The following is a 17026-nucleotide window of genomic DNA, read 5'->3' as shown; positions in this document are numbered from 1 at the left end:
TCGGGATGGCGCAAAGCGGATCGAATTGATGCAAATAGGAGAAGAATATGCGCGTCGTAGTGATAGGGGCCGGGATCGTCGGAAGTTCCGTGGCCTACGAGGCGGCTAAAGCCGGGGCTCAGGTGACAGTGCTCGAGGCGGGCAGGATCGCCGGCGGAGCATCAACCTCCAGTTTCGCGTGGACCAATGCGACCGGCAAAAGGCCACAGCCTTATTTCGCTTTGAACGTCTTGGGCATGCGAGCGCATCTCGACCTTGCCCGCGAATTCGGTCATGCGCCATGGTTCCACCAGACCGGCAGCATCGAATGGTATTCGGACGCGAGCGACTGGCCGGCCCAGCTCGATAATGCCGATCAGATGCGCGACTGGGGCTACGGCGTGGAATGGATCAGCAAAAGCCGGTTGGCGGAACTGGAACCGGAAATCGATCATTCCGCGATCAAGGATTCGCCACTTGTCTATTACCCGGAAGAGGGTTGGGTCCATCCAGCTCTTTATTCTGCATGGCTTCTGCGCGCGGCGAAAGAGAAGTGGAACGCCGACATTCGGCCGTTTACCGGGGTCAAGTCGATCGATGTCCGAGAGGGCGTGGCAAAATCGGTCAAGACCGTCGACGGCTCGACCTTTGAAGCCGATGCCATCATCAATTGCACGGGGAGTTGGGCTGCCGATGTCCTGGACGGCGTGCCGGCCATCCCGATGGCCTCGAATATGGGCATCGTAGGCTTTACACTGCCGATCGCGACTACGCTTCGCCGGCAGTTCCACATGGATGATCTCGATGTGCGTCCTGATGGCGCCGGTCGTCTGATGATCCACAAAGTCTCGGTCGATTCTCTGGTGACTGAAATGCAGCCCCTCGATACAGCTGGCCCGGAGGCTGCCCTCCTGCTGGACGCCGTCAGAAAGGTTCTGCCTGCGATACAGCCTACCGACATGGAATCCATCCGCACCATCGTGCGGCCAATTCCCGGCGATAACCTGACCTGCAGCGGCTGGGTTCCCGGCGTCGACGGCTATTATGTTGCCGTCACGCATAGCGGCGTATCTATCGCGCCGCATCTGGGCAAAGCCGTGGCTCAGGAAGTGGTTCGCGGGCGTCTCCACGAGAGCCTCACTGATTTCCGCCCTGATCGCTTTCTGGCGGCAAAGAACGGAATGGGACAAAGAGCATGACGATTACCCGCATCGCGAAAACTGAAAAACTAAGCCGTGTCGTCATCCATGAGAAGGTCGCATACTTCTCGGGGTTGACTGCCGATGACAAGAGCCTGGACACCGTCGGTCAGACCGAGCAGATTCTTGCAAAGGCCGACGCCTTCCTCAAGGAGATCGGATCAAGCCGGTCGCTTCTGCTCAGCGCGACCATCTGGCTGCGAGATATCGAGGATTTCGATGCCATGAACAGCGCGTGGACTGCATGGATCGACAAGGACGAACCGCCGGCACGTGCTACCGTTCAGGCGATCCTGGGCCTGCCGGATATCAAAGTCGAAATCCAGTTTACGGTCGCTTTGCTGTAGACAGGCGATTTTGGAATTCCCCTCTTCTTTCACCATCAGTCAAAGAACCAATCAAGGCGGAGTGCGCGTGCTCAGCTCCGCCTTTCGTCGAAAGGAAACCGATCATGGCGGAAGGTCAAAAGAAGAAGGTGGACCTGTTCGACACCCAAGTGGCTGTCGACCTTCTCGATATGAACAAGTGGTACGGCGACTTTCACGCGTTGCGCGATATCAATCTTAGGGTGCTGAAAGGCGAGCGCATCGTCATCGCCGGCCCTTCGGGCTCCGGCAAATCGACGATGATCCGCTGCATCAACCGGCTGGAGGAACACCAGTCCGGCTCGATCATCGTCGACAACATCGAGCTTACCAACGATCTGAAGAAGATCGACGAGGTACGCCGCGAAGTCGGCATGGTCTTCCAGCATTTCAACCTCTTCCCGCACCTGACGATCCTGGAAAACTGCACCCTGGCGCCGATCTGGGTCCGCAAGATGCCGAAGAAACAGGCCGAAGAGGTCGCCATGCACTATCTGGCGCGGGTCAAGATCCCCGAACAGGCCCACAAGTATCCGGGCCAGCTCTCCGGTGGTCAGCAGCAGCGCGCGGCGATCGCCCGGTCGCTCTGCATGAACCCGAAGATCATGCTGTTCGACGAGCCCACATCGGCGCTCGATCCTGAGATGATCAAGGAAGTTCTGGATACGATGGTGGGTCTTGCCGAAGACGGCATGACGATGATCTGCGTCACCCACGAAATGGGCTTTGCTCGCCAGGTCGCCAATCGGGTGATCTTCATGGACCAGGGCCAGATCGTCGAGCAGAATTCGCCCGCCGAATTCTTCGACAATCCGCAGCACGAGCGCACCAAGCTGTTCCTTAGCCAGATCCTGCAGTAGATAAGATTTACCCCTGCCTTAGATCCCGCAGAGGCTCGCACGAAATGGCACGTTTTCAGACTGAAACCTTCCCCACCGCTACTCTTTTGCCTCCACGCCGTGGATTCAAACCAGCGGCCTAGCCTTTCCCGCGACGAAAGATCGTATGCCAGAGACGGCATATATCATCCCGAGCATGGAAAATACTGCCTCGCGCGAGCGGCAATCATCTTGCGCACGCCGAATTGCAACGCTATCGCGGCTTCGGAGGGGTTTCGCTGAATCGGCGACTTCATTTAGCGTCGCCGACGAAGCGTATGTAACCTAGCACCTTTTCGATTTCAGCGTCGCTGAGGCCGGCAAATGACATCCTGGTGCCGGGGACGACCCTATGCGGATTTTTTAGAAAAGCATGTAGCGTCGTTTCATCCCATATCAGCCCGCTATCGCGCATAGCCGATGAATAGGGGTAGGTTGTGGACGCGGCGGGACGGTTGAAAACGCCTGTAAGGACAGGCCCAGTCGAATTCCTCGCCCCAGGTCCGATCTGATGGCAGTGGGCACATGGAGCAAAGACAGGGGCGAACGTCTCTCTCGGCGGCGGCGCCGCGAGCTGCTTCGACGACGCGATTTCCGGTTCGTTTCCCGTCTCACTCCGGAATAAGTATGGCATGCTGGCAATGGCCGCCAAGCCGATCAACGCGCCCGCTAAAATGACGATTTTCTTCAAGGAATATCCTTCCCGATCCACCGAGGGTGTCTGCCATGGATGGACCGCTGACAACGAAAAAAGGCGAGGTCGCCAGCAATAATTGTTTGCTGACTTGTGCCCTCTTTCCTCAGGGTTTCAGGAGGTTCTGAATTTTCTTCACGGCCGTCTCGGCATTTTCGCCATAGGAAATCGTACTTTTCAGCTTTCCATCTGCATCGACCATGATGACTGAGGCGGTGTGATCCATGGTGTAATCTTCGCCGCCGTCAGGAGCCGGAACCTTCTGGGCATAAACCCGCCAGGCCTTGACCGCCTTCTGCATTTCAGCGGGATCACCGGTAACCCCGGTTATCCTGTCGGTAAAATTCGAGATGTAGGTGTGCATCATCGGTGCGGTATCGCGCTCTGGATCAACTGAGAAGAAGTAAGCTTTCAGGCCCTCGGCTTGTGGTCCCAGCGTTTTGAACCACGTCGCCATCTCGTAAAGCGTCGTAGGGCAGACATCGGGGCAATGGGTGTAGCCGAAGTAGACCAGAGAAGGGTGTCCCTTCAGCAGGCCCGGCGTCCAGGCCTTGCCGTTGTCGTCGACCAACGAGTAGGCAATCCGCTCATCAGGTATGGACGTGGCAACAGCCGTCAGCGGTACCGATGGGCGACTGAAGAAGTTCGAATAAAGTGTCTGGGCGGCAAGTGCCACGATCGTAACCGCACAGGCAACGAGAACGAACGCTCTGATTTTCGACATGATGACCTCAAAATTGGAGATGGTGATCGCCCCGTTTTTCCGTCGGAAGGGCGAAGCGTGGAAATCACTGTGCCTGCAAGGTACTTGGCATCTTCATCGAGGTCGGCTTTTCTCCTGCAAGTCCGCCGACGGGGATATCAAGTGTGATGTTTCCCGCCTGTTTAAAGGTCAGTGTGGTCTTGATGGTTTCGCCCTGTTTGAACGGCGAGGGTACCTTGAGATACATGACATGGTAGCCGCCAGGCTTCAATTCGATAGTCTTGCCCGCTGGGATCTCCAGTCCCATTGGCATTTCACGCATGACCATGACGTCGTTCTGCATCTTCATCTCGTGAATCTGGACTTCACCGGCGCGATCGGATTTTGCAGAGACAAGCTGATCGTCGATGTTCCCGGTATTGGTGATCGTCAGGTAGCTTGCCCCCACTGGGGCGTTCGAAGCCATCGCCCGCGTGTAGGGGTTGGATATTTTCAGATTGCCGAGGACGAAATCCTCAGCCTGTGACGTTCCAAAAGCGAGCAACGACGCAACGATTGATAGCGGGATAAATTGGGTGGGGCGCATGGATTTCTCCGTTTGGTGGTGACAGATGATGGAGTTGTCGACTTGATCAGGTAGGACCGCTGCTCAGCCCTTGAGGCGTTGGGCGGCTCGGCGAGCTGCCGCCTGGGCGTCATCCATCACCGACTTGCGTGCTTTCAGGAACGCGTTGGTGATGTCGGGTCCGGCCTTTTCGGGCTGCCGGCGTCAAAAGGCGGATGCGGATCATATTCGATGATGAGCTGGATGCGCTTTGCCACCTCTTCGCCGCGCAACCTCGCCACGATGTCGAGCCCGAAATCGAGGCCCGCGGTCGTGCCGCCGCCAGTGATGATGTTGCCATCCTCGACAACCCGTTCATGGACCGGGATCGCCCCGAACGTCGGCAGGAGATCGCGAACATTCCAGAGCGTGGTCGCGCGTTTGCCTCTGAGGACACCTGCGGCACCAAGCACGAGCGAGCCGGTGCAGACAGCGGTGACGTAGCGCGCACTGGCTGCCATTTCCTTGACGAAGGCTAGCGTTTCCGCATCTTCCATCAGTTCGGTCGATCCGGCCAAGCCCCCGGGGATGAAGAAGACGTCGACGTTTCTCGGGCAATCGGCAAACGTCGTGGTCGGGGTGATCTGCACGCCGACCTCGGTCGGAACGGGCGTCTTGTTCTTCCAGACGAGATGCACTTTGCCCATCGTCATGTTGAAGACGGTCATCGGGCCGACGAGATCGAGAAGGATCATCTTGGGGTGGACAAGCATGGCGAAGACCTGACCATCCGGCGACGCGGAAGGCGGCGGGCTTTGGGCCGATGCGGTTTCCGCATTGAGAAAAAGCCCGGCGCTTGCGGCCGTCAACAGCAGATTGAAGTCTCGACGGTTCATTTTGATTTTTCCTTATACTGCGCGTGGCGTTTCCGCCGGTTGCGTGCATGGATGTCAGGTGTGTTTCAGGAGCACTTCACGGATCTTTGCGATAGCCTCGGCCTGATCGGCTTCGTAGGGAAGCAGACCTTTCAACCGGCCGTCGCCGCCGACCAGAAGCAGGGATGTCGTGTGGCTCATGTGATAGTCGCCGTCCTCGCTCGGTAGCTTGGAGGCATGGATGACCCAGCCGTCGACCACCTTCTGCATTTCGTCGGGTTTGCCGGTAATGCCGGTAATGCGGTCTGTGAAAGCGGTGACGTATCCGTGCATCACCTCCGGCGTGTCGCGCTCCGGATCGATCGAGAAGAAATAGGCCTTGAGCGGCTTTCCATCCGATCCGAGCGCGTTCAGATATCCGGCGACCTCATAGAGCGTCGTCGGGCAGACTTCCGGGCAATGGGTGTATCCGAAATAGACGAGTGAAGGACTGCCCTTGAACAAGGTCTGGTCGACCGGATTGCCTTGGTCGTCCACCAGCGAAAATAGCGCATGGAACGGGCCTGGCCGGGCATTTGCAGTGCCGACCCAGACCATGACGCCGACAAGGAGCGCCAGGAAGAATGCGGTCAGGCCCGCACCTGCCAGAACGAAAGGATTGCGCGCCGTCATTTGCCATGCTCCATGTACTTGCCATGGGCGCCGGCATCATCGCCTTCGACCATCACCGTTCCCTCGAAGCTTGCAAACAGGGCAAGCTTTTCCGGAGCGATGGTTTTTTCAGCCTCAGCGAGCCTGGCCGCAATTGTCGTCGCATCGCCTTCGGAGAGGCCCATCATCCTCAGGCCTTGCACCTGCTTCAGCCCATCACCGCTGCACAAATGGACGCTCCAGCCGGTATCCTTCTTCTTGAGAAGCGCCCGTCCGCCTCGACCGTCCTGGGTCCAGCCGCCAATCGCCCAGTCGCCCTGCACGACGACCGGCTCGACGGATAACGGCTTGTCCGCCGTCTCGAAGATCGCCTTCATCGCGACGGGGATCGCCTGCTGCGGGTCGCCAGGCATCGCTGCCATTGCCGGCATGGAACCATGACCTGCATGCGCGGCGGCAGGATCGTCATGCTTCATCGCCGGCGCACCACCGGCTGCCGGGCCGACGGTAAATTCCACGTCGACCGAGCCTGCTTTCTCGAATCTCAGGGTTGTCTTGACCAATTCGCCTTCCTTGAAGGGCTGGCCGACATTCATGAACATGACGTGATAACTGCCGGGCTTCAGCTCGACAGTGGATTTGGCGGGAACGGCAATGCCGTCCTTCAGCTCGCGCATCACCATGATGCCGCCGTCCATCTTCATCTCATGAAGCTGGACGCTGGCGGCACGCTCTGCCTTCGCGCTGACCAGCCGGTCGGCCGGACCGGGATTGGTGATCTTGAGATATCCGCCACCGACCTTGGCGCCGGGAAGCATGGCGCGGGCATAGGGAGCTTCGATTTCGATCTCGCCGATCTTGACCTCGTGCGCGCCCGCGAGCGTGGACACGAACACGGTCATTGCGAGAGCCGTGATCGACAATAGTAATCTACGCATGATTTTTCCTTGTCATTCTGTTGGTTTTGAAATCGAGGCGGTCACCAAGCGCGGCAATCGGCCAAGAGTTTTGGGACGCAGTTGCGCTGGACGGCTAGCCTTCTCGACAAGCCCATCGTCGCATTCGAGCCAGAAGGTGATGAATTGGTTGAGCGCATCGAGGTCGTCCGACAGGTTGATATCGCCGAACAGCCAGCTCCATTTGTCCGCGGCAGCAAGCGAAATACGTGGTCGGTGACTGCAGCCGCCCAGACACGCATAGAAGCCAATATCGAGCTGATCGGGTTCAAATTGCCGGCGCACAGTGCGGGCAATAATCTCGGCGGGCAAGGACGAACCCTGCTCGGTGCTGGTTGCTCTGCAGGTACTGCAGATCTGAAGAGTGGGGATCATCGTCCGCTTCCCTCTGAAACACTGGGAGAGAGGGGGGCGATGACGGGCGTGCCGTTGCGAGTCGAGAGGATTTCCGCCTCCACGCCGTAAACGAGACGGATCATATCAGATGTCAGGATAGCGGCAGGCTTTCCGCTGCAGGCGAGCGCTCCGTCATGCATCAGCAGCAGGTGCTGCGCATAACGCGCCGCCAGCGACAGGTCATGCATGACGATCGCTACCAGAGCGCCGCTCTGTTCGGCATAGGTCTTGAGGATGTCAAGCACGAGCAACTGCCGGCGAAGATCGAGCGCGCTCGTCGGTTCGTCGAGAAGCAGCACTTCTGGCTTGCGGATCAGCCTTTGGGCGATCAGAACCAGTTGTTGCTGGCCCCCTGACAGGGTGTCCACCCGCCGATGCGCGAGATCGATGATGCCAACGGATTGCATCGCTTCTCCCGCCGCGTCGATATCGGCCGCAAGCAGCGACCACCGCAGCCGTTCCAGCCTTCCAAGCAGGACGACCTCAAGGACCGAGAGCTGGACGCGCAAACCGAGCGCTTGTGGCATGAACGACAGGTCGTTCGTATCGGGTGGCGATCCTTTCCAGGTCATCATTCCTGTGGAGGGAAGCGCATTGGCGAGTGCCGCCATCAAGGTGGATTTACCGGCGCCATTCGGGCCGCAGATGGCGGTGATCGCACCGCCATGCAATCGGGCGGAGATGTTCCCGACCACCTCTGCGCCGCCGCGTTTCACGCAGATATTGTCGAGCACGAAGACATTCGGACCGGTCATCTCAGCCCTCCTGCACTCCGGCGCATGATCAATGCAAACAGCACCGGAACACCGACGACGGCGGTGACGATCCCGACGGGTATGACCGCGCCCTGAGCGATCAGCTTCGAGACGATCGATGCCGATGCGAGCATCAAAGCACCGCTTAGCGCGGAGAGCGGCAACAGAACTCGCTGATCTTCACCGGCAATGGCGCGGGCGACATGCGGCGCGATGAGACCAATAAAACCAATCGTGCCGACAAAAGCGACGGATGCGGCTGTCAGCAGCGCGATGATCACAAAGGTTCGCCGCCGCAGTGCCTCGATCTTGATACCCAGGCTTGAGGCATGCGCATCGCCAAGCTTCATTGCGGTCAGTTTCCAGGCGTCGCGGGCCAGTAGCGGCAGGCTGAGCACCAGGACCGTGAACAGGATCGCAATGCTGGTCCAGGTGGATTTCAAAAGGCTACCGAACAGCCAGAAGACGATCTGCTGCAGGACTTCAGGTGCCGCCAGATACTGGAGCAGCGATTGGCAGGCCTGGAACATGAACATCACCGCGATGCCGGCGAGGACGAGAATTTCGGCATTGGCACCGCGCAGCCTGGCGATGGCGTAGAGCAACAGGCAGGCGATCATCGTCATGGCGAAGGCGGAAATCGGCGCCAGGATCCACCCGGCAATCGGGACAAAGGCGCCGAACATGATGGCAAGAGCTGCCCCGAAGCCGGCGGCTGCGGAAAAGCCAAGCGTAAACGGACTGGCCAGCGGATTGTCGAGGATGGTTTGCATCTGCAACCCGGCGATCCCAAGCCCCATGCCGACCAAAGCGCCCATCAGGGTCATCGGCAGCCTGATTGACCAGATAATCGCGGCGGCCGTCCGATCGCTCCCGCCGGGACCGTCGATCACCGCCTGCAAAGCCTCGCCAGCCGTCAGTGGGGATGGTCCCGTGACGAGATCGATCGCCAGCAGAACGAGGAGCCCTGCCAGCGTCGCGACCATCAACGCCAAACGCTTCTGCATGCTCTTTCGGTAAAGGGCATGCAGGTCACGGCTGGGCAGGATGTTTCCAGGTGTCATTGAGGCTGCCCGACGCGCATCATGAACGTGCCGTCGTTCTTGACCGGCAGGTATTCACGATAATAGCCGTCGAGTTCTGCTTGCGGATCGACATCCTGGAAGGCCTGCGGATAAAGCGCCTTGGCGATATAGCGCAGAAACGCATAGTCGTAGAGCGTCCGTGTTCCGCCGTGATAGATGGCGTAGACCTCACTTTTCTTCACCGCCGGCAGGTCCTGCCAGCCGGCGCGTTTCAGGAACGGCTCGACACGGGCGCGAGTGATGTCGGGCGTGATGCCAAAGCCCATCAGCACGGCATTCGGAAGACTGATCCACTCCGATCCGGTGATGAAGATCGCGGTCGGTTTGGCCGACAACACATATTCCGGATTGAGCGGTCCGAAACTGGCGATCTGTCCAGCGGGGATATTGAGGCCGCCGGCCGCACCGAGCACGCCGGCCCACATGCCCTTGCCATAGCTGTTGCCGTATTCGGCCGCCCCCTTTTGTCCCAGTTCGACGTAGACGCTGGGCTTTTGCCCCTGTGCGGCCTTGGCGACCCGCGCAAGCGTATCCTCGACCTTTTGTTTGTATACGGCGCCAAGCTGTTCGGCCCGCTTTTCCTCGCCCATGACCTTGCCGATGACGAGAGTGCTGGCGACATGTTTCTCGATGGTTTGGGCGTTGTAATCAATGACGACGAGCGGAATGCCGACCTGCTCTATGGTCTGCGCAGCGGCTCCCAGATACTGATATTGGCCGGCGGAGAGGATCACGACGTCAGGTCGCGACGCGATGATCTTTTCAGCCGACATCGTGCCCGCATCGGCATCGCCGACATCGACGAGGTCCTTGATCTTGGGAGCTATCTTCAAATAGGCTTCGTATTGGAGGGGACGATACCCCTTCCAGTAGTTCAGCGACACCGCCTTCAGCCGATCGATCGCGGTCGGGCCGGTGATGGCGATATAATCCTCGAAATAGAAGCCGAGCATCACGTGCTGGGCAGGTTTCTCAAGCGTCACCTGACGGCCCAGCACGTCGGTGATCGTGATATCGGCAAACGCCGATTGGGTGAGCGCGAACAGCGAGATCGCGGCGGTAAGCAGAAGCCGTTTCATAGAATGTCCTTTATAGTCAGGGTGCGTGAGGCGGCCGATCGTTTGAAACGCATTCATCAGCTAAGCGCTCGCTTGAGCGGTTTCATGCGCCGGACGACGAGCATATCGAGGGCAAGCACAGTGACCAGAACGATGCCGGTCAGCGGGAAGAGGAGCGAGACAGCGACCATGACGATCGCTCCGCCCTTCCAGAGCGCCATGTTTTCCGGCACGACAGGTGCGACAAGGCGGTTGGCGCCGGCCGGCCGACGTTTCCACCACATGACGATGCCGCTCACCGACAGGAAGACAACCGAGAGGCAGAAGATCGTGTTGAGCGCGATATTCCAGACGCCGATATCGCCTTCATGCAGGGCGATACCGACCGCCATCGCCTTGCCGGCTGCGCCGTAATCGGAGAAGCCGACGTCCACCAGAACTTTGCCGCTGTAGCGATCGATATGCACCGTGCGATCCGAAAACGGATCGGCGGCGTCATTGCTCATCGTGTCTTGCGCGATGGTCCACACGCCCGTCTCGCCGTTTGGATACGAAAGCTGGAAACGACCGGCGAAGCCGAGCGGGCGTGCCTGGGCGACCACGGCATCGACATCGGCCGGCTGGCTGTCCGGCATCATCGCATGGCCATTATGCGCCGCATGCGGATCGGAGGCGGGCATCGGCGTCTGCTCCAGCGTCCACGGCACGTCCTTCACCCCGCCATGGTTCATGCTTGCGTGCGTTACATCCGACAAGGGAACGTTGTCCCATTTCTCGGCCGGGAACGTGCTCCAGGCCTGGGTCATCTTCTCGCCCCAGATGCCGGCCCAGGTGAGGCCGGACAGCAGGAAGGCGAGGAGCAGCACCGCGACATAGACGCCGACGGTCTGGTGCAGCGATTTCCACACCTGCCGGCCGCGACCGGACAATTGCGGTTTGAGCGCGCGCGCGAAACCGCGCCCCTCGCGGGGCCACCAGAGATAGACGCCGGTGACGATCAGCACGACGCCGAAACCGGCGGCAACTTCGATCAGACGGTCGCCGACGGTACCGATCAGAAGCGTGCCATGGATGAGGTTGGCGAGATCGTAGAGCGCGTTGCGGCGTTCCCAGGTGCCGAGCACCGTGCCGCGATAGGGATCAACGGCAACCATCGTCGATTGCTCGGCGACGTTGACGCGGAAGACGGCTGGCTGCTCCGGCGTGCGGGGCACGATGTATTGAACCAGCGATCCGCTCGGCACCGCCGCAAGGGCAGCCTCAGCCTGCGCTGAAACGGCGATAGTCTGCCCTGCTGGTGCGACGGAAAATGCCTTTTCGCCATCACGGCCGACAAGGACGGACGACCAGAGCATGATCAGGCCGGTCACGGCGAGCATGATCAGGAACGGCGCAACATACAGCCCGGCATAGAAATGCCAGCGCCACGCGGTCGTATAAAAGGCCCTGGAGATCGACTTTTGCGATCTTTCCGAGGGTGTGTCTGCGGTCAGTGTCATTGTTGTCCCCTTTTGACGACTGAATTTCGGTATGGGTTTCACGCTGCGCGGGCAGCGAGTGGGCTTCCTGCAGCAAGCGCCTCAAGCGCTGCCCGGTCGCTGATGGTGATGATTTCCGGATGATCGAAGGCGATCAGGCGAGACCGCTTGAACGCGCTGAGGCAACGGCAGACTGTTTCGAGTGTCAGACCAAGCCAATCGGCCAGGTCGATGCGCTGTAAATGCAGCGTGAACGTCGTTCGGCTATTTCCGGAGGGTGACCGCGATTTTCGGGCGAACTGGTCGGCAAGATCGAGAAGCGCGGTTGCCACGCGTTCGGCGGCACTTTTGCGACCAAGTAAGACGGCGTGCGCTTGAGCACGAAAGAGCATGTGCCGCAAGGCGTCGGCGATAATTCCGTCTTCACCGTCGGCGGCAAAGGTTTCAATGCTGCTCGGCGCCAGAGCCATTGCCTTGCAACGGCGAATGTCAACGAGGCGGGCTCCGAGAATGCGCCCGGGCCCGAGAATGTCGAGAATCAACCGGCGGCCATCCGCCAATTCCTGATAGAGTGCCACACATCCTTCGAGTATGCGGAGGGTCGTCCGATAGGATGATCCCTCGAGGATGATTGGTGTCCGGGATGCAATCCGCGTTTGCTTTGGTAGCCGCCGATCGGTTGGATTGCCGATGAGAGGAACGGGCGCGCTTGCACCCATGGTGGTCCTGTTGAACATGGAATGTGGTCCGGCAACACGCCGGCACACATCCGATCAGGTCGGACGGGTTTCCGGCGCAGACTGAAGGAGCTGCCGCATAAAGCGGTAGCGGCTCAGGCGTTCAGGCCGGATGGAGGACCGCGGGGAAAGGTGTTGGGAGGAAAGAGCTGGCGATAAAACGCTTCGCTACGGATCGGCAGAAGATGCTCGATCTCACGCAGGACCGGCTCGCCCGCGATATTCGCCGGGGCTGGCAGCAAAACCGAGGCCGTCAACCGGCAGGCTTCGCAACCTGAGCCGAAATCGTGACCCTCGTGTTTTGTCTTGCCGTCTTCGGATGGCAGGCAGAGGACGGGAATCGTACCGTCCGGAAGGGTGTATTGGGCCAGCTCGCTGGCCGGGATCGCATGATATTCGAGGACGGGTGGCTTATGGGCGAAGCCGACGAACAGCAGAGCCAGCACGCAAATCATGCGCACCGCCCACCGCTCGGCAAAGCTCAACCGCTCGCTCATCGAATCCCCTGTGTCGTGGTTGACACTGTCGATATCCTAATCGGATCACGCGAATTGCTCAATGCAGCAATTTACACAGTAAAGGCAAGTGCGGCGCAAAGGCGCATCGACAAAGTTGATGACTTGGTGGCACGGCTGGGGCAATGATGCGGCGGTGGCGTCGATTGCGCTTCAGTGAGGGACCGTTGAAAAACAGAAGGCTGCCTGGATGGAGAGCTGTGCCCGTGCTTGTCGCGGCGTATCTGTTCGTTTTCCAGTTGGTGCTCGGATCGCTGGCACTTGCTACAGCCGCGTCAAACGCCTCGCCGCTCGACGTCTTCGGCAATCCGCTTTGCATCACGCATACGGAAAATTCCGGCGACACCGGTCACAAGGACAATTCCAAACCGATGGAATGCTGCACACAGGCGTGCAGCATGTTCGCCCCGGTACTGCCGCCGGACGCTGCAGGCCATTTCCTCAGCAACCGGCTTCAACCTCTCCGGGAGACTGTTCGAATTGAGCGGACCATTCGCCCGCTCGAACGGCCCGAGACAGAACCGGGAAGTCCCCGAGCGCCGCCGCTCGTCGCCTGAACCATCTGACTGCTTGATCGACATCGCTCCTCGTCAGACGCCACCGCATGTGGCGCCTGACGACCGACCGTAGGGATGATCGGGCGCTGTTCAGTGCGATCGCTTCTTCATCCGCATCATCACAACCACCGGTGCCATCGTGGCCGCCGGGACATCAAACCCAGCCGATGGGTAGTCGGCATTTCAATGGAGAGACACATGTTGAAGACGCTCATGACCACCGCCGCCGTTCTTGTGATCGGCAGCACCGCCGCGTTCGCGCATATAACCCTCGAAGGCCGGGAAGCGCCGGTGGGTTCGACCTACAAGGCGATTTTCCGCGTACCGCATGGCTGCGAAGGCAAGCCGACTGTCTCGATCCGGATCCAGATGCCGGAAGGCTTTTATGGCGTGAAACCGCAGCCGAAGGCTGGCTGGAAGCTCGAAAAGATCAAGGGGACCTATGCCAAGCCCTACACCAACGAGGGTACGACGATGACGGAAGGCGTCAAGGAAATCGTCTGGAGCGGCGGCAATCTCGGCGATGACGAATATGACGAATTTGTCCTGCGCGGTACGATCTCCGCTGATCTGAAGCCGGGCGAGATGCTGTATTTCCCGGTGGTGCAAGAATGTGCCGAAGGGATGAAGGATCGCTGGATCGAAATCCCGACGGGCAGCCAGAAGTCTTCCGACCTGAAGACGCCGGCTCCGGCTGTCAAGCTCCTCGGCAAATAAGCGCATCAAGCGACAAGCCGGCATGGGAGACCATGCCGGCCATGCACACATATGGAGAATGACGGCGATGGGGCAGTTTCCGGGAAAGACGTCTGCGCTGGGGAGCAAGCTTCGTTGGATCGTGCTCGCGATCCTGTTGTGGCTGCCGATGACGTCGGCCGCCTTTGCGCATGCGTCGCTGACGGCAACCGAGCCGCAGGATGGCACCGTGGTTGCGACGCCGCCGGCGATCATGAGCCTGTCCTTCAGCGAACCGGTTGCCGTCACCACACTGCATCTCACCAAGCCGGATGGCAGTTCGGCCTCCCTCGACAAGTTCGTGCTACGTGATCGCACCCTCGAAATAACCCCGCCGGATGGTCTTGGGTCCGGGACCTATGTGCTGTCATGGCGGGTGGTCTCTGAAGACGGCCATCCGGTCGGCGGCTCGATCGTGTTTTCCATCGGGCAGCCGAGCGCGACCCCGACGACCCAAATCGAAGCCGTCGACTGGACAGTCCGAGCCGGCCTCTTGACCGGCAAGGTGGGACTCTATCTCGGCCTGAGCTTCGGCATCGGCGGCGTCTTCGGCATGCATTGGTTCGCCGGTGGCTCGCGGCAGGGATTGCGGGCCATTGGCGTGGCACTGGCGCTGGGGCTCGCAGGCACGATCATCTCGGCCGGTTTCCAGGGCCTCGACACCGTCGGTGTTTCTGCCGCGAGATTGTTCGATCCCGCACCCTGGGCCGCCGGTTTTGCCACCAGCTTCGGACGGACCGTGGTCTTCATGATCGCGGCGCTTGCCCTATCGGCCTTGGCGCTAGCAAGCGGGCCAGGCAAAAGCGGCCGCTGGATATCGCTTGGCGGACTTTTGACCGGCGCGTTCGCGCTCTGTCTCAGTGGCCATGCGAGTGCTGCGGAACCCCAATGGCTGACCCGTCCGGCGGTATTTCTGCACGCCTTGACGATCGCCATCTGGATGGGCGCGTTGATACCATTGGCCGCCAATTTCCGGGCCACCGACGCAGCGGCGCGCCCTGCGCTTCAACGTTTTTCCCGATCGATACCCTATGCGGTGATCGTTCTTGCCGCCGCTGGCATCATCCTTGCCGTGATCCAGGTCAGGGAACCAGCAGCGCTTCTCAACACGGCCTATGGCAATGTCCTGCTGATCAAGCTCGGCCTGTTGTGCGTTCTCTTCCTGGCTGCGGCCTTCAACCGCTGGAAGCTGACGGCTCCTGCGGAAGCTGGCGACTTCGTGATGACGCGCGTGTTGGTTCGGTCGATCGTCGCGGAGACCGTCATCGTCCTGCTGATCTTCGGGGTTGCCGCGACCTGGCGCTTCACGCCGCCGCCAAGGGCCTTGCAGATCGCCGCCGCGCAGCCGGCATCGACGCATATCCACACGGACAAGGCGATGGCCGAAGTGACGATCACTCCCGGCAAGGCAGGCGTTGTTTCCGTGTCGACGATGGTGATGACGGGAGACTTCTCGCCGATGGAAGCGCAGGAAGTCTCGCTGGCCTTTTCCAATCCGAAGTCGGGGATCGAGCCGATCGAGCGCAAGGCGACGAAAGGGGAGAACAGCACATGGACGGCGGAGGGGCTGACCCTGCCGCTTGCCGGGACATGGAATGTGCGAGTGGACATCCTCATCGACGATTTCAATATCACCAGGCTGGACGGCGAGATCGACATCAAACCCTAAGCGTGTCCCGCACCTACTATGGGAGTCGGCCGCGCTCGCCGCCGGACCACAAGTACGACAAAAAACAGCCCTGCAAGCAGCATGGTTGCTGCAAGAACGACCGTCAGCAGGCTTGGAATATGCGTCGCGAAATCATGCCAGTCGGGATCGACGGGGGAGGCGGTATTGAACGTGGTCGCGCTGAAGGCGCAAAGGACAAGCGACGATCCGCGTTCGATCATGTCCTTTTCGACGCTATCGAACAGATCGCCGGCCTTCTGCTGCCAAAAGGGCAGTGTCCGCATGCGCACGAGCATCGCCTGGTCGGCGGCGAGGTAGGCATGACTGCATTCGTTGAGCGGGCTCGCCTCGTCCTCGATGCTGCGTGGGATCAACCCCCAGAGGCAAAGCCCATATTGCTCGCGACTAAAGGCCAGCAGCTTGCGGACGTCGCCGTCCTTGACGGCGACCCAGGATGCGAGCGCCTCGATATCTCCGCGGCGATCGGCAATGACCGCCATCTGGCCATGCGAAAGCGGCGCGATCGCGAGGCCGGAGATATCTCTCGGGGTTCGAAGGCTATGGGCACCCGCACCCCAGGCCGTGCCGAGCAACACCATTATCAGCAATGCGCATATACCGAGCGATCTCATCTGGAGCCCCATTCCTCGCTAGCTAAATACTCAGACACCGAAACATGGTCCAGTGTTAATGATGGGTCGCGCAGGCACACAGCCGCGGAGGAGATAGCATGCAGAGACTCACGATAACCCTAGATGACGATCTGCTTGATGCGACCGACCGAATGGTCGACGAAAAAGGCTATTCAAGCCGTTCCGAGGCTGTTCGGGATTGCCTCAGGGACGGCCTTCCGAAATCGCATGAAGGAGAACACCAATCAGATCGTCCGGCCTATGCGGTTCTCTCATACGTGTTCGAACACGACTTGCGCGACCTGGCGAAAAGACTGACGAGCCATCAACACGATCATCATGACCTTTCGGTTTCAACCCTTCATATACATGCAAACGAGACCGATTGTCTCGAAGTTGCCGTTCTGAAGGGCAATGCCGGCGACCTCCGCGCCTATGCCGATAGCGTATCTACCCAGCGCGGTGTTCGCTACGCCAACATCCATCTCATCCCGCAAGATTGAGGCGACGAAGCTACGTCGATTGACGCAGTAGTCGCTTTTCGATCTTTCCTCATACCATGGCT

At 59.7% G+C, this 17026-nt stretch carries 21 protein-coding genes; 7 read left to right on the top strand and 14 right to left on the bottom strand.

The window, feature by feature from the left end:
* Positions 1-47: 47 nt before the first annotated feature.
* From AC1DLT_RS01830 to AC1DLT_RS01820, 3 genes are all read left to right on the top strand, one after another.
* Positions 48-1178, top strand: a complete 1131-nt coding sequence (locus AC1DLT_RS01830) for an NAD(P)/FAD-dependent oxidoreductase (RefSeq protein WP_477485701.1) — start codon at positions 48-50, stop codon at positions 1176-1178.
* Positions 1175-1525 (top strand): RidA family protein, encoded by a 351-nt coding sequence (locus tag AC1DLT_RS01825; RefSeq protein ID WP_477485700.1) that lies wholly within the window; start codon positions 1175-1177, stop codon positions 1523-1525. Before AC1DLT_RS01830 ends, AC1DLT_RS01825 begins: the two co-directional genes overlap by 4 nt.
* 104 nt (positions 1526-1629) lie before the next feature.
* Positions 1630-2403: an amino acid ABC transporter ATP-binding protein gene (locus AC1DLT_RS01820; RefSeq protein ID WP_477485699.1), complete on the top strand. Its 774-nt coding sequence runs from the start codon at positions 1630-1632 to the stop codon at positions 2401-2403.
* Between the two features lie 271 nt (positions 2404-2674).
* Here AC1DLT_RS01820 and AC1DLT_RS01815 read toward each other — a convergent pair whose 3' ends face one another.
* The 13 genes from AC1DLT_RS01815 to AC1DLT_RS01755 form a co-directional block, all read right to left on the bottom strand.
* Complete coding sequence (locus AC1DLT_RS01815) at positions 2675-3112, bottom strand: c-type cytochrome (protein WP_477485698.1); 438 nt, start codon at positions 3110-3112, stop codon at positions 2675-2677.
* 109 nt (positions 3113-3221) lie between these two features.
* On the bottom strand, positions 3222-3839 hold the full coding sequence (locus AC1DLT_RS01810; RefSeq protein WP_477485697.1) for an SCO family protein: 618 nt from the start codon (positions 3837-3839) through the stop codon (positions 3222-3224).
* A gap of 64 nt (positions 3840-3903) precedes the next feature.
* Positions 3904-4404, bottom strand: a complete 501-nt coding sequence (locus AC1DLT_RS01805) for a copper chaperone PCu(A)C (protein WP_477485696.1) — start codon at positions 4402-4404, stop codon at positions 3904-3906.
* Between the two features lie 134 nt (positions 4405-4538).
* The gene (locus tag AC1DLT_RS01800; protein ID WP_477485695.1) at positions 4539-5258 is read right to left on the bottom strand and encodes a DJ-1/PfpI family protein; all 720 of its coding nucleotides are present in this window, start codon (positions 5256-5258) and stop codon (positions 4539-4541) included.
* A gap of 54 nt (positions 5259-5312) precedes the next feature.
* On the bottom strand, positions 5313-5909 hold the full coding sequence (locus AC1DLT_RS01795; protein WP_477485694.1) for an SCO family protein: 597 nt from the start codon (positions 5907-5909) through the stop codon (positions 5313-5315).
* On the bottom strand, positions 5906-6826 hold the full coding sequence (locus tag AC1DLT_RS01790) for a copper uptake system-associated protein (protein WP_477485693.1): 921 nt from the start codon (positions 6824-6826) through the stop codon (positions 5906-5908). The genes AC1DLT_RS01795 and AC1DLT_RS01790 overlap by 4 nt, the downstream gene beginning before the upstream one ends.
* 12 nt (positions 6827-6838) lie before the next feature.
* On the bottom strand, positions 6839-7219 hold the full coding sequence (locus AC1DLT_RS01785) for a DUF1636 family protein (RefSeq protein WP_477485692.1): 381 nt from the start codon (positions 7217-7219) through the stop codon (positions 6839-6841).
* Positions 7216-7995 (bottom strand): ABC transporter ATP-binding protein, encoded by a 780-nt coding sequence (locus tag AC1DLT_RS01780; RefSeq protein ID WP_477485691.1) that lies wholly within the window; start codon positions 7993-7995, stop codon positions 7216-7218. The genes AC1DLT_RS01785 and AC1DLT_RS01780 overlap by 4 nt, the downstream gene beginning before the upstream one ends.
* Positions 7992-9059 carry a FecCD family ABC transporter permease gene (locus AC1DLT_RS01775; protein WP_477485690.1) on the bottom strand — a complete coding sequence of 356 codons (1068 nt, stop codon included), beginning with the start codon at positions 9057-9059 and terminating at the stop codon, positions 7992-7994. Before AC1DLT_RS01775 ends, AC1DLT_RS01780 begins: the two co-directional genes overlap by 4 nt.
* The gene (locus AC1DLT_RS01770) at positions 9056-10159 is read right to left on the bottom strand and encodes an ABC transporter substrate-binding protein (RefSeq protein ID WP_477485689.1); all 1104 of its coding nucleotides are present in this window, start codon (positions 10157-10159) and stop codon (positions 9056-9058) included. Before AC1DLT_RS01770 ends, AC1DLT_RS01775 begins: the two co-directional genes overlap by 4 nt.
* A 56-nt stretch (positions 10160-10215) precedes the next feature.
* Positions 10216-11637, bottom strand: coding sequence for a PepSY-associated TM helix domain-containing protein (locus AC1DLT_RS01765; RefSeq protein ID WP_477485688.1), 1422 nt, complete (start codon positions 11635-11637; stop codon positions 10216-10218).
* Between the two features lie 38 nt (positions 11638-11675).
* Positions 11676-12353: a Crp/Fnr family transcriptional regulator gene (locus AC1DLT_RS01760; protein WP_477485687.1), complete on the bottom strand. Its 678-nt coding sequence runs from the start codon at positions 12351-12353 to the stop codon at positions 11676-11678.
* A 95-nt stretch (positions 12354-12448) separates the two neighbouring features.
* Complete coding sequence (locus AC1DLT_RS01755) at positions 12449-12850, bottom strand: hypothetical protein (protein WP_477485686.1); 402 nt, start codon at positions 12848-12850, stop codon at positions 12449-12451.
* A gap of 224 nt (positions 12851-13074) precedes the next feature.
* Between AC1DLT_RS01755 and AC1DLT_RS01750 the strand changes: the two genes are divergently transcribed.
* From AC1DLT_RS01750 to AC1DLT_RS01740, 3 genes are all read left to right on the top strand, one after another.
* Positions 13075-13425, top strand: coding sequence for a hypothetical protein (locus AC1DLT_RS01750; RefSeq protein WP_477485685.1), 351 nt, complete (start codon positions 13075-13077; stop codon positions 13423-13425).
* Between the two features lie 198 nt (positions 13426-13623).
* A complete protein-coding gene (locus tag AC1DLT_RS01745; protein ID WP_477485684.1) occupies positions 13624-14142 on the top strand; it encodes a YcnI family copper-binding membrane protein in 519 nt (172 codons plus the stop codon).
* A gap of 67 nt (positions 14143-14209) precedes the next feature.
* The gene (locus AC1DLT_RS01740) at positions 14210-15829 is read left to right on the top strand and encodes a copper resistance CopC/CopD family protein (protein ID WP_477485683.1); all 1620 of its coding nucleotides are present in this window, start codon (positions 14210-14212) and stop codon (positions 15827-15829) included.
* Here the strand turns inward: AC1DLT_RS01740 and AC1DLT_RS01735 are convergent.
* Complete coding sequence (locus AC1DLT_RS01735) at positions 15826-16461, bottom strand: hypothetical protein (RefSeq protein WP_477485682.1); 636 nt, start codon at positions 16459-16461, stop codon at positions 15826-15828. The two genes, AC1DLT_RS01740 and AC1DLT_RS01735, sit on opposite strands and share 4 nt — an antisense overlap.
* A 98-nt stretch (positions 16462-16559) precedes the next feature.
* Between AC1DLT_RS01735 and nikR the strand changes: the two genes are divergently transcribed.
* On the top strand, positions 16560-16964 hold the full coding sequence (gene nikR / locus AC1DLT_RS01730; protein ID WP_477485681.1) for a nickel-responsive transcriptional regulator NikR: 405 nt from the start codon (positions 16560-16562) through the stop codon (positions 16962-16964).
* Positions 16965-17026: the final 62 nt, after the last annotated feature.

This window comes from Neorhizobium sp. 05N33, assembly GCF_056397445.1.
This window is presented reverse-complemented; position numbering and strand designations above follow the sequence as displayed.